The following is a 12,464-nucleotide window of genomic DNA, read 5'->3' as shown; positions in this document are numbered from 1 at the left end:
AGGAGAACCAATAGTGACCATCCAAGCCATCGCGGCAAACAGCGGAGTCCAGCCTGCAACCGCAGCGCCTGCAACCGCAGCGCCTGGAACCGCAGCTTCTGGAACCACCGCGCCCAAACCGGCGCAGACCATGGACTCGAGCATGTTCATGTCCCTTCTGGTGACACAACTTAAGAACCAGGACCCTAGCGCGCCCATGGACACCAACCAGATGATGGGCCAGACCATCCAGCTGTCCATGATGGAGAAAATGACCGAGCTCTCCACGGGCGCGAAGGAGAGTTTCTCGCTTCAGATGCGGACTGCTGCGGCACAGATCATCGGCCACAACATCAGCTACGCGCTCGCCGACGGAACCAAGGGATCCGGCGTGGCGGGCTCGGTTTCCTTCGCCGGGGGAGTCCCCACCGTGGCGGTCGGCGGAGTGAACATTCCGCTCGATTCCATCAGCGGGATCACCGCTGCAGCCTCGCCCGCACCCACCGCCTGACGCTCCACAAACTTCCGCCCCGAACCACCCGAAGAAAGGCCACACCATGCTTCGTTCGCTGTACTCCGGAATCTCCGGCCTCCGAGCCCACCAGGCCATGCTGGACGTCACGGGCAACAACATCGCCAACGTGAACACGGCCGGTTTCAAGGCTTCTTCCACCCAGTTCCAGGACACGCTCTCCCAGATGACGCAGGGAGCCGGCGCTCCGCAGACCGAAACCGGCGGCACCAACCCGGCCCAGATCGGTTTGGGTGTGCGCGTGGCGGCGGTCAGCACCAACTTCAGCCAGGGTTCATCGCAGAACACCGGGCGTGCCACGGACATGATGATCTCCGGCGACGGATTCTTCATCACCAGCAAGGGCGGCCAGCAGCTCTACACGCGCGCCGGCGCCTTCGACATGGACGCCGCCGGCCGCCTTGTGAGCCCCGACGGCGGCATTCTCCAGGGGTGGTCCGCGGCCAACGGCGCCGTGAACGTGGGAGGTCCGGTCGGGCCCATCGCGCTCTCGCCCAACACCACGGCAGCCGCCGTCGCCACCACCAAGACTTCGCTGGACGGCAACCTGCCGTCCGACGCCGCCGTCGGGGCCAGTGTGGAGCGCCAGGTCAAGGTGTACGACGCCGACGGCGCCTCCCGCAGCCTGAAGCTGACGTTCAGCCGCTCTGCGGCCGGCTGGGATGTGGCCGGGTCAGACGCCAACGGCGCCGCAGGAAATTCGACGCTCGCGTTCACGAACGGTGCCCTGACCTCGGGCGGCACCATGACGGTCGGCGGGGTAACGGTGGACATGTCCACCGTTACCGGCTTCGCCGCCATGAGCACGCTCACCGTCGGCAGCCAGAACGGCTCCGAGGCCGGAAAGCTCGAGTCCTTCACCCTGGGCGGGGACGGCTCGCTCATCGGTTCGTTCAGCAACGGCAGCAAGCAGGTCCTTGCACGTGTGGCACTTGCCCGCTTCACCAACCCCGGTGGCCTCGAGAAAGCGGGCAACTCCACCTACGTGGCCAGCGCCAACTCCGGCACGGCCCAGTTGGGCGCACCGGGCGACGCCGGAATCGGCACCCTGACTGCCGGCTCACTAGAGATGTCCAACGTGGACCTGTCCCAGGAATTCACCAACCTGATCGTGGCCCAGCGCGGCTTCCAGGCCAACGCCCGCATCATCACTACTTCGGACGAGGTACTACAGGAGCTGAGCAACTTGAAGCGGTAATCCCGGCCGCCCTCAGCGCGCGGTCCGTGTCCGAAACGTCAGGTGGCCGCCGGCGTCTGACCGGCAAGGGCGCGGCGGGCCGTCCCGCCCTCAAGCAGTTCGCCGGCCCGCGCTGCGATGAGTTCGCCCAGGAAGCCAATCTCCTCCGGTGCGGGCACCTTGGCCGCCGCCGTGGCCGCCGACTCCAGCACGGCAACCGCCGTCGCCCGCGCATCCCCGGCGTCCATGCCCCACGCAACGCCTTCGCGGATGACGTGGTCCAGGGTGAGGTAGTTGAGCCTGGACTGGCCGCCCACGACATGGCCGGCGTTGTTGCTCGGGGCATAGAGCAGCAGGGTGGGGGCGATGTCGTAAAGCGGGGCGAGCATCACTTCGCCGCCGTCCCGGAGCAGCAACGAATAATTTTTCGAGTGCGCGTCCCCGTTGCCGATCACGAGGTTGAAGGTGATGGCCCGCAGCAGTCCGCGCCGGAACTCCCGGTCGTCCCTGGTGTGTGGTGCCGCGGCTCGCGCGAGCTGGGTCAGGCGGGACGGCGGGGCAGCGGAGGTTTCATATTTGGAGGTGCTGGCCAGCGCCAGAGCCTGGGTGAAGTCTTCCTGGTGCAGCCGGCCACCGTCCGGAGTCCGGTCGTACCGGGTCACGACGATTGCCTGGCGGGACCCGAAAGTCTCCAGATGTGCTTGTGCGGCGGGCAGTCCGGCGGCAGCGGCCACCTTCAGCGCCCAGTCTTCCGAGGCGAGCAGGTGCGGCACCGGCGAATCGAGCGGCTCCGGTTTGAAGATGTGGGTGGACACTGCCCCGCGGCCCGGCCACGCCCAGCCGTCACCGTGCCGGCTTAACAGCACCTTGGACTGAATGCCGCCCAGCGAAGCGGTAATCGCGAAGTCGTCGGGCAGATCCCAGGTCGGCAGCGCCTCGACGACGCCGACGACCTCCTCGACAGTCATCAGCTGGAAGTCGGCCGGGTCATCAGGGGACGTACCTGCCGGGAGCGCCTGGACGGCGCCGGCGCAGTCGGCGCCCAGGATGGCGAGCAGCCCCAAGGCATCCGGCGTCGAGAGTCTGTTCTCCGACGCGAGGTGGGAACGGACCTGGCCCTCGGGCAGGAGCCCGTCAAAGAAGTTGTACACCGCGGTGCCGTCGATCTTCTTCCGATCCACCGGCAGCGAGAGGGATAGCAGGATGGAAGAGGCGCCGTACTCGGCGACGACGTCCGGGTCGTACCGGAAGGACATCCTCAGGCCGCTTCCGGTCAGGACCCCGATGTGTTCCCCGTGCAGGAACACTTCCAGGCTATTATTCCGCGGGCTCACGGCTTGACCTGCAGCTTCGCGAACCGGGGGATCAGGGCGACGTCGCGGCCTAGCACCCGGATGGCGTCCATGGCGACGACGACGGAGACCGCTTCGCCGTGCTCGAGCCTGACTATGGTCCGGCGGGCGGTGCCGAGCCGGTCCGCCAGCTCCTGTTGGGTCAGGGACGCTTCCTTTCGGGCATCGCTGATGGCCCGCCCCAGGGAGACTGCGTCGACAGCCCGGTAAAACGGAGTTTGTGACATATATTGATCATACGCGCCTCACCTCCATTTGTGCCAGATATGGCCCATTTGCCCACAATGGTGATTTGTGACAGATCTGGCATACGCGCTGGACCGTGTCACGCGAGGCAACTTCTTGGCACCGCGACCTCGCTCAAACCCCGGAATCCCGGGCTCGCGGTCGATGAGAATCAACAAAAACCTGCTCTGCGTGACGCCGCGACAGCCTGCCCCACACACCCGAGTTCCCGCCCTGCCCTCTTACGGCAAACTTGCAGCTAACGCCCGGTTCCCGCACTGTGTTCCGGTTCTATCCTGAGGGGGTGGAGCGGAATACGGTGTCTGGGAGCGGCGACCGACCTGCCCCGCGGGAAGACAGCGAGACCCGCTTCAGGATGAGCCGTCGTAGGTTTCTTTCAGGGGCAGGGATGGCAGGCGCGGGCGTGGTTGCGGGGCTGGGCATCGCCAGGACAGGCGTGCTGCCGGGAGCCCCGGCCTCGGTCACAGCTCCCCGGCCTACCCCAGTAGCGTCACCGTCGCCGTCTTCGACCACGACGGCGTCCCCGCCTGTGATCCGCAGCTTCGTCTCTACTGCATTAACGGCTCCGCACGTTGCCAGTTGGTTTACCGGACCCACGGGTGCGGGCCTGTTGTTCATCGGGCCGATGGGCCACGGCGCCAACGGCCTGATCATGGACAACCGTGGGGAGCCTGTGTGGATGGAACCGACGGGCTCTGGAGTGACTGACCTTCGGGTGCAGGTCTTCGAGGGCCAAGCGGTGTTGAGCTATTGGACTGGCACCGGAACCGGGGGACACGGTGAAGGAAAGGGCATCATCAAGGACACCCGCTACCGCACCGTAGCCGAAGTCAATGCAGGCAACGGGCTGCAAGCGGATCTCCATGAGTTCACGATCACTCCTGCCGGGACGGCCTTGATGATCTCCTACCCAACCGTCGGGCGGGACCTGACGTCGGTGGGCGGACCCGCGCAGGGCTACATATTTGATTGCCATGTCCAGGAAATCGGCATCCGCTCCGGCGCCGTCCTCTTCGATTGGACTGCCTCAGACCACGTCGACGTGAGCGAGTCGTACCTGCGCCCGTCAGACAATCCAAAGGCCGATGGCTCCAGCGCCGCGAAAGCGTTCGATCCCTTCCACCTCAACTCCGTGGATGAGAGCGGGGACGCACTTCTCGTGTCGTCCCGCCACACGCACACCGCCTACTTGGTAGGCCGCCCGGACGGGGATATCCGGTGGCGTTTGGGCGGAAAACGCAGTGATTTCGCGATGACTCCGGAGTCTGTCTTCGCCTGGCAGCACGATGTTCGACGCCGGCCCAACGGCATCATCAGCATGTTTGACAACCATTACAACCAGGGCAACACAGGGACGTCCCGCGGGCTACTGCTCGCAGTCGACGAAAAGGCGCGCACCGCCGTCGTAATGCAAGAGTTCAGCAGGGGTGGCCACCGGGGTGACGCCGAAGGAAACCTGCAATTCCTGGACAACGGACACGTCTTGGTGGGTTGGGGAGCGGACCCTGCCGCCACCGAATTCACTCCAGATGGAAACGCGGTATTCGAGGCCACCGGGCTGGGCGATGCTTCCTATCGCACCTACCGCTCGCCATGGACCGGCCGGCCCGGCACCGTCCCCGATATCGCCGCAATTCCGGGCAACGGATCCACGATGCAGCTCTACGCGAGCTGGAATGGTGCAACCGAGGTTGCCAAGTGGAGGTTCCTGACCGGAACCGGCCCCGGCTCGATGTCCGAAGCCGTGACTGTTCCGCGCCGCGGCTTTGAAACGTCGACGGCGGTTGCCGCCGCGCCGAGGGCGGCCGTGGAGGCTTTGGACAAGTCCGGCGCTGTTTTGGCGAGTTCCGCGGTCATCGCGACGGCGTGACTCCCGCCGTCGTAACTCCCGACGGCGTTACGGCAGGATGTGTTCGTGCGCGGCAGCCTCCAAGGCGTCTGCCTCCGCCTTGGCCAAGCGGGTCTCGGCGTCGACGTCGATACGCCGGGTCATCAGCCAGTACAGCCCAGCGGAGACGGGGAGTCCGATGAACAGGGAGATGTCGGCGCCGTCGATGGCGTGGGCTATGAACCCGACGAAGAGCTTCCCGGCGGAGAAGAACGGAATCATCACCACAAAGCCGACGAGGTAGGAAATGATGCCGGCCCAACCCCACCGGCCGTAGATTCCATCGGGCTTGAAGATCTCCGCGATGGCGTAGTGGCCCTTGCGCACAATGAAGTAGTCGGTGAGGTTCACTGCCGTCCACGGAATGAAGAAGTACAGCACCAGTAGCAGGAAGTCGTTGAAGTTGGCCAGGAAGTCGGCCGAGGCAAGGTTCGCCAGGACCACGGAAATCAGGGCGGTGATGGAGATCGTGATGATCCGGAGCCTCAGCGTCGGCCGGATCTGCCGCACGCTGTCGATGGACGATATCAGGGTCAGCGAACCGCCGTACATGTTCAAGGCAGTCACGGAAAGCAAGCCCAAGGCGGCGACGAACAACGCGATGCCACCGAATCCGCCGAAGAGTTGGTCGGCAGTGGATTTGATTGAGCCGATGGTTTCGAAGTTCTCCCCGGCTGCGGCGCCAATGTACGCGCCCAGGAACATCACCCAAATACCACCGAGGGCGCTGCCCCAGAACGTCCATCGGAAGGTGCCGCGACCACTGGCTGGCGGGAGGTAGCGGGAGTAGTCCGAGACGTAGATGGCCCAGGAGATCTGGTAGCCGGCCGCGACGCCCAGTTGGCCAAGGAACGGCACCAGATGGAAGTCGGCCAGGTTGTATGCGCCGGCAGGTATGGCCAGCTTTACGGCTGCAATCGTGAGCAGGGCCAGCATGACGATGGTGAGGTACGTCAGGTAGCGCTCGAAGGCATGGATGAGGTCGTAGCCGAACAAGGCGATGACGACGGCCACAATGGTCACCACCCAGAACCAGAGGTTTTGGGATCCGAAGTTCACTGATTCCGAGATGGCCTGGCCGGCCAGGATGGTGTTGAAGATGTTGAATCCGGCGTACTGAAGGTAGGCAAAGAGCCAAACCAGCAGGGCGCCGATATAGCCGAATTGCGGCCGGGACTGGATCATCTGGGGCAGGCCGAGCTGGGGACCTTGCGAGGAGTGCGCGGCCATGAACAGTGTGCCGACCAGGACGCCGATGGCGATCGCCAGCAGCGACCAGATGAGGTTTCCGCCGGTGGTGATGCTGATCAGGCCCACGGCCAGGGTAGCGATCTGGGCGTTGCTGACGAACCACAGCGGTCCGATGTGGGAGACCTTGCCGTGCCGCTCATTTAGCGGAACGTAGTCGATCGACCGGATCTCCAGCCCGCGGCCCGATCCTTTATCCGTGGTTGTGCTCATGGCGTTTCTCCTTCGATGCGTGGGTGCATCTTGACTTTGGTTTAGCACAGTGTGCGGCCGCCCAAAAGAGCAGCGAGATTCGTGTTTGGACGGATCAGGGAGTCCCGCTGCGACAGCGGGCCGCACTTCAGAGGAGCGGGCTGCACTTCAGAGGAGCCGGTGGTGCTTCAAGGTGGGGAACTGCTCCCGGGCTTCCTGGACCGCATCCGGTGAAAGGTCCAGCGTTGCAATGGCGGGCCCGGTGCCGAGGTTCTGCAGCACGGTGCCCAGCGGATCGACGAACATGCTGTGGCCGATAGACACGGGCGGAGTTTGGGAGACAGCAGCCACGTACATGCCGTTCTCTATCGCCCGGGCCTTGGCCAAGGTGGCCCATTGCTCGGTCTTTGCCGTGCCCGGAACCCATGACGAGCAGACGAGGAGCACCTGGGCCCCTGCCTCGGCCAGGATGCGCGCCAACTCGGGGAAGCGCAAGTCGTAGCAGGTCATCAATCCGAACGTCATTCCGCCACAGGAAAAGGTGACGGGTACGGGTTCCGGCGCCGGTTTGATGTACTCCGACTCGCGGAATCCCTGGCAGTCAAACAGATGGATCTTCCGGTAGCTGGCAAGGCGTGTGCCGTCTGGACCGATGGCCACCAGAGTGTTGAAGGCCCGGTCCTGTGCCTCGGGTGCCTCCGGTTCCTCGGAAGCTTCGAGGAGGCCCGCGACGACGGTGATCCCGTGACGTGCCGCCGTCGCGTAGAGCTTTGTGGCCACCGGACCGTCAAGGGGTTCGGCCATGTCCACGAAGCTCCGGTCCACCCGGTTCTTCTCATACGTCGAGTACTCCGGGAACACAATGAGGTCGGACCCTTCTTGGGCGGCCCGGGCACAGTAGTCCTCGATGAGCTCGAGGTTGCGGTCGACGTCCGTGCCGGAATCGATCTGGGCTAGGGTGATGCGCACTGCACTCCTTCTTCTCAGTGATCCGCCATCACACCAGGGCGGCTTCTTTTTCCTCCATCACCATCTCCGGGGGTGCCTTCCGGAATCCCTTGGTGATGATTCCCAGGACCACGACGCCGACGCAGAGCCAGATCAGCCCAAGGGTGATGGCGTTCGAATCCAACTGGGAGAGCAGGAAACCGTCGATGATGGCTCCCACCGCCGGCATGACCACGTAGAACAATACGCTGAGCCGGTTCCTCGAGCGCCGTTGGCGCAGGTAGTAGGCAATAACCGAGACATTGACCAGGGTAAAGGCCGTAAAGGCGCCGAAGTTGATGAACGACGTCGAGGTGGCAACGTCCAGGAACATGGCGATGAGTCCAACTGCGCCGGTAATGACCAGGTTGAATACCGGCGTGTGGAAGGACTTGTTCAGCGCTCCGAAGACCTTCCTGGGCAGGACGGAATCCCGGCCCATGGCGTAGAGCAGGCGTGAGGCGCTGGCTTGTGCCGCGAGCCCGGAGGCAAACTGCGATACGACCAGTCCCGCCAGGAAAACGGCACCGAAGAGCTGCCCGCCGATCTTCAAGGCAATGTCCGAAGCCGCCGATGCCGAATCGTCGAAGACCCCGCCGGGATGGATCAGCTGCGTGGTGTAGGAAACGACGACGAAGATCGCGCCGCCGATAAGTGCCACCAGCATGATCGCCTTCGGGACGGTCTTCTTCGGCTCGATGGTCTCCTCGGTGAGGGTGGATACCGCGTCAAAGCCGAGGAACGAGTACGCGGCGATGGCGGCTCCGGCGGTGATCTTGTCGAAACTCGACGTGTCGTTGAAGAAGGGAGCTGTGCTGACCAGGGCGCTCGCACCGGAGGTTGAAAGCAGGGTTCCAACAGACAGGGCAACGAACAGTACGATCACCAGAAGCTGGAACGCCATCAGCAGGTAGTTGGCCTTGTCCGCCACCTTGACGCCAACCACGTTGAGCAGCGTGGTGATGGCGATGAACGCGACAATCCAGACCCCGATGGGGATATCGGGGAACTGCGCTGTGAGGTAGGAGCCCCCGATCAGCCAGATGACCATCGGCAGGAACAGGTAGTCCAGCAGGACAGCCCAACCTGCCAGGAATCCGATCCGGGAATCGATGGAGCGCCGGATATAGGTGTACGCGGAGCCGGCCACCGGATAGGCAACGGCCATGCGTCCATAGCTTTGGGCGGTGAAGAGCATGGCGACCATAGCCACCAGATACGCCGACGGCGATGCTCCGCCGGTAGTTTCGGCGATCACTCCGAATATCGCCAGCACGATCAGCGGGGTCAGATAAGCCAACCCGAACAGGACCAGGGAGGGCAGTTTGAGGGCGCGCGTGAGGCTCGGTTGCGTTGTCACCGGTGGTTCCTTAAAGGTTGGAGGACCGCGGGGTCCAGGTGGCCGGGTCGATGCGGCCTTGGTAGATGGGCAGGTCGATGGCGGGCTCGCCGGGGCGGAATTGGGACCAGGGGCGATTGAGGGTTTCGGTCCCGTGAGTGCGGACATGCTCGACGGCGGAAAGGTCCAGTTCCGCGGTGAGCAGGGTCGGCGCGTCGTCGTCGGCCTCGGCTATGGTGTTTCCCTCGGGGTCGACAATCAGGCTCAGGCCTTTGCCGGTCGGCCCCGCGCAGTTGACGCTGACCATGAAGACCTGGTTCACAATCGCGTTTGCCTTGGCGAGGACGAGTTCCTGCTTGCGGTCCGGCGTCGTGGTCTTGACGACGTTAAGGATGACTTCGGCGCCCATCCACGCCAGCTGACGGGATACCTCGGGGAACCAGGCGTCGTAGCAAATGTTCAGGCCCACCCTGCCGATCCCCTTCAGGTCAACAGTGCTGAATCGGTCGCCCGGGTCGTAGGGCTCAAAAGGGCGCCACGGGAAGACCTTGCGGTAGTAGCCGGCAAGCTCGCCTTCCGGGGAGAGGACCAACTGGGTATTGAACAACTGCCCCTCCGGGCCGCGCTCGCACACGCTGCCCGGAACCAGCCAGATACCTAGGTCTGCCGCCAGCCGCCGCAGTTCGCTGACTCGCGGACCGTCGAGCGGCTCTGCGGAGTCTTGCAGCACCTCCGTGCGCTGCTGGTCCGGGTAGGAATCCCCGAAAAGGTGCAGCTCCGGGAAGACCACAAGCTTGCTTTGCGGTTGGGTCGCGACGGCGGCGGCGACCTCGGCGGCGAAGGCTTGGATTGGCTCACCGATCAATCGCGGCGGCGCTTGTGCGGCGATGAGGGGAAGGATGCGTTGCACTGTTTTTCTCCACGTTGTCGTTGTGACTCGCCTCATATTAGATCATAATGATCAAATAAAAGGAAGATGGATTTTGCCCCGTAAAGTAGCGGATATGACCAGCCAGCTCGAGGACACCACCGGCGAATCACCCATCGGAGCCGCGCCGTTGCTCGGAATCGACCGCAGGAGCGCAATCGACGCCGTGCGGCTGCGAATCGGCATGGCAATTTCCCTTGGGCTGCTCCAGCCAGGGGAACGGCTGCCGGACCAACAGGACGTCGCGCTGGGTCTCTCCGTTAGTCCGATCACCGCACGCAGGGCCTTGGCAAGCCTCGCCGATCAGGGTGTAGTGGTCCGCCGTCGCGGACGCGGTGGCGGAACGTTTGTCGCAGACGAGCCGCCGCGAACTGTCCTGGATGAGCTTGCCGCGTCGCCCGCCGAATCCCGCGCCGTGAACCGGCTGGTGGACCGGCGGCTGCTGTTCGAATGCGCGGTCACGCATTTCGCCGTGGTCAATGCCACTGCCGAGCAACTCGACGAGCTGGAGCGGCTTACCCATGAAATGGCCGGATCGACCAACTGGTCCGAGTATCACCAGGCCGACGAGCGGTTTCACCAGCTGGTTGCGGTGTCCTCGGGATTGGGTCCGGCGGTGGACGCTTACAACGAGACATTGGCGGAGCTCTATGCCTATTTCATCCCGTACCCGATCGAGCTCCTGCACAAATCCAACCAGGACCACATTGCGCTCGTGAACGCGCTGCGGGCGCGGGACGATCGCGGTGCGGTGGAGGTGTCGCGGCGGCACGTAGACGTGTTGCACAAGACGATGTTCATGGGTCTGGCCGGCGAGGACGGCCGCCAAACGGGGTAAATCACAACTATGGCCTTAGCGTCCGGTATATCGGACTAAACATGCCCGCCTTTCGGTGATAGCCGTCACTTCGCATGCTCTGATTGATTCTCAGTTGGGGACATCGGACTTCGGTTGTCAAAGTGAGGAACAGGCATGCAGGCCACAGGAAAAGCGGGAACGGTTGGGCCGCGCGTTGAGCGTCGTTCCATTGACTTTGTCCCGGAAAATGAACGCCATGGTTCGCCTGGCCAGCAGTTCACGCTCTGGTTCGGCGCGAACATGCAGATTACGGCCATTGTCGACGGCGCCTTGGCCGTACTGTTCGGCGCGGATGCGTTGTGGGCGATCATCGGGCTCCTCATCGGAAACCTCGTGGGCGGCGCTGTCATGGCGCTTCATGCGGCCCAGGGGCCGAAGCTCGGCTTGCCGCAGATGATTTCCAGCCGGGCGCAGTTCGGAATCTTCGGGGCGGTGATTCCCTTGGTGCTGGTGGTCGTCATGTACCTCGGCTTCGCAGCAACCGGTACCGTCCTTTCCGGGCAGGCGATCAGCCTCATCCTCCACACGGGCACCCCGGCCGTGGGCATGATCGTCTTCGGGGTGCTGACCATCGTCGTGGCGACCCTGGGCTACAAGTACATCCACATGTTGGGCCGGATTGCGACCGTCGTGGGTATCCTCGGCTTCACTTACTTGGGCATCAGGCTGTTGACCAGCCAGGACGTGGGTGCACTCTTGGGAGCCGGCGGCTTCGAGTTTCCGACCTTCCTGCTCGCCATTTCGCTCGGCGCCGGATGGCAGCTGACGTACGGTCCGTACGTGGCCGACTACTCCCGGTACCTGCCTTCCAGCACCCCCGTACGCAAGACCTTCATGTCGGCATACTTCGGGACGGTGCTTGGTTCCCAATGGTCCATGACCCTCGGCGCGCTCTTCGCTGCCCTTGCCTTGCCTAAGGGTGCGAGGTTCCTGGACGGCCAAGTCGCCTTCCTCGGGAATTTGAGCGGCGGCGGACTGATCGCCGTGGTCATCTACCTAGTCGTCGTGACCGGAAAGCTGACCGTCAACACGCTGAACGCCTACGGCGGCTACATGACCATGCTTACTTCGGTCACGGCGTTCACTCGTAAGTCGGCAGTAGCCTCATGGACCCGGTTCGCCTATGTGATCGGCTTTATCGGACTCTCGGTACTCATCGCCGTGCTGGCTTCGCCTGATTTCATTGCCAACTTCAAGAACTTCGTCCTTCTCCTGCTGATGGTATTCATCCCGTGGAGCTCGATTAACCTCGTGGACTATTACCTGGTTTCCAAGGAAAAGGTTGACATTCCGGCCCTTTACGACGTGAACGGTCGCTATGGACGTTGGAACAAGACTGCGTTGTTCAGCTACGCGATCGGCATCGTCGTCCAGATCCCGTTCCTGGCCCAGACCCTCTACACGGGTCCGATGACCGAGCTGCTAGGCGGGGCGGATATCTCCTGGCTCGTAGGCCTCGTGGTCACGGCAATCGTGTTCTACCCGCTGGCGAAGAGGAATTCGAATGCTCCGGCCGAGATGGTCTATCCGACGGAACCCGGCTCGGAGGCAGTAGTTCCGCTGGCCGGCTCAGTGCCGAACACCGCAGTAGTTTAGCCACCTGAAGTAAGGAGACCCCTGACCGCAAGAGCGGCCGGGGGCTTCCTCAGACGCTCGCTCACTTATGGGGTGTTTTCGGCGATCGCTCGTTCACTTGAGGTGAGCGAGCGTCCTGGTATTTGGCGGCATATGTGAGCG

General features: G+C 63.5%; 11 protein-coding genes. 5 read left to right on the top strand and 6 right to left on the bottom strand.

What is annotated here, in order from left to right; genetic code table 11:
• Positions 1 to 13 precede the first annotated feature (13 nt).
• Together OOZ51_RS14680 and OOZ51_RS14675 are read left to right on the top strand one after the other, a co-directional pair.
• Positions 14 to 490 carry a flagellar hook assembly protein FlgD gene (locus tag OOZ51_RS14680; protein ID WP_265980485.1) on the top strand — a complete coding sequence of 159 codons (477 nt, stop codon included), beginning with the start codon at positions 14 to 16 and terminating at the stop codon, positions 488 to 490.
• Positions 491 to 536: 46 nt separating this feature from the next.
• Positions 537 to 1,709, top strand: coding sequence for a flagellar hook protein FlgE (locus OOZ51_RS14675; RefSeq protein WP_265980484.1), 1,173 nt, complete (start codon positions 537 to 539; stop codon positions 1,707 to 1,709).
• Between the two features lie 38 nt (positions 1,710 to 1,747).
• On the opposite strand, the gene OOZ51_RS14670 is transcribed toward OOZ51_RS14675, so the two are convergent.
• Together OOZ51_RS14670 and OOZ51_RS14665 are read right to left on the bottom strand one after the other, a co-directional pair.
• Positions 1,748 to 3,022 carry a type II toxin-antitoxin system HipA family toxin gene (locus OOZ51_RS14670; protein ID WP_265980482.1) on the bottom strand — a complete coding sequence of 425 codons (1,275 nt, stop codon included), beginning with the start codon at positions 3,020 to 3,022 and terminating at the stop codon, positions 1,748 to 1,750.
• The gene (locus OOZ51_RS14665) at positions 3,019 to 3,267 is read right to left on the bottom strand and encodes a helix-turn-helix transcriptional regulator (protein WP_265980480.1); all 249 of its coding nucleotides are present in this window, start codon (positions 3,265 to 3,267) and stop codon (positions 3,019 to 3,021) included. Before OOZ51_RS14665 ends, OOZ51_RS14670 begins: the two co-directional genes overlap by 4 nt.
• Positions 3,268 to 3,674: 407 nt before the next feature.
• Between OOZ51_RS14665 and OOZ51_RS14660 the strand changes: the two genes are divergently transcribed.
• Positions 3,675 to 5,156, top strand: a complete 1,482-nt coding sequence (locus OOZ51_RS14660; protein WP_265980479.1) for an arylsulfotransferase family protein — start codon at positions 3,675 to 3,677, stop codon at positions 5,154 to 5,156.
• A gap of 27 nt (positions 5,157 to 5,183) precedes the next feature.
• On the opposite strand, the gene OOZ51_RS14655 is transcribed toward OOZ51_RS14660, so the two are convergent.
• The 4 genes from OOZ51_RS14655 to OOZ51_RS14640 all read right to left on the bottom strand — a co-directional run bounded on the left by OOZ51_RS14655 (position 5,184) and on the right by OOZ51_RS14640 (position 9,850).
• A complete protein-coding gene (locus OOZ51_RS14655; protein WP_265980478.1) occupies positions 5,184 to 6,635 on the bottom strand; it encodes a purine-cytosine permease family protein in 1,452 nt (483 codons plus the stop codon).
• A 147-nt stretch (positions 6,636 to 6,782) separates the two neighbouring features.
• Positions 6,783 to 7,583, bottom strand: a complete 801-nt coding sequence (locus OOZ51_RS14650; RefSeq protein WP_265980477.1) for a carbon-nitrogen hydrolase family protein — start codon at positions 7,581 to 7,583, stop codon at positions 6,783 to 6,785.
• Between the two features lie 28 nt (positions 7,584 to 7,611).
• On the bottom strand, positions 7,612 to 8,961 hold the full coding sequence (locus OOZ51_RS14645) for an APC family permease (protein WP_265980476.1): 1,350 nt from the start codon (positions 8,959 to 8,961) through the stop codon (positions 7,612 to 7,614).
• Between the two features lie 10 nt (positions 8,962 to 8,971).
• Complete coding sequence (locus tag OOZ51_RS14640; RefSeq protein ID WP_265980475.1) at positions 8,972 to 9,850, bottom strand: carbon-nitrogen hydrolase family protein; 879 nt, start codon at positions 9,848 to 9,850, stop codon at positions 8,972 to 8,974.
• 94 nt (positions 9,851 to 9,944) lie between these two features.
• Here OOZ51_RS14640 and OOZ51_RS14635 point away from each other — a divergent pair, with 94 nt between their 5' ends.
• Both OOZ51_RS14635 and OOZ51_RS14630 read left to right on the top strand, forming a co-directional pair.
• Positions 9,945 to 10,706, top strand: a complete 762-nt coding sequence (locus OOZ51_RS14635; protein ID WP_265980474.1) for a FadR/GntR family transcriptional regulator — start codon at positions 9,945 to 9,947, stop codon at positions 10,704 to 10,706.
• Positions 10,707 to 10,841: 135 nt separating this feature from the next.
• A complete protein-coding gene (locus OOZ51_RS14630; RefSeq protein ID WP_265980472.1) occupies positions 10,842 to 12,323 on the top strand; it encodes a purine-cytosine permease family protein in 1,482 nt (493 codons plus the stop codon).
• The last annotated feature ends 141 nt before the right edge of the window (positions 12,324 to 12,464 follow it).

It is taken from the genome of Arthrobacter rhizophilus, from assembly GCF_026241105.1.
Lineage (GTDB): Bacteria > Actinomycetota > Actinomycetes > Actinomycetales > Micrococcaceae > Arthrobacter.
This window is presented reverse-complemented; position numbering and strand designations above follow the sequence as displayed.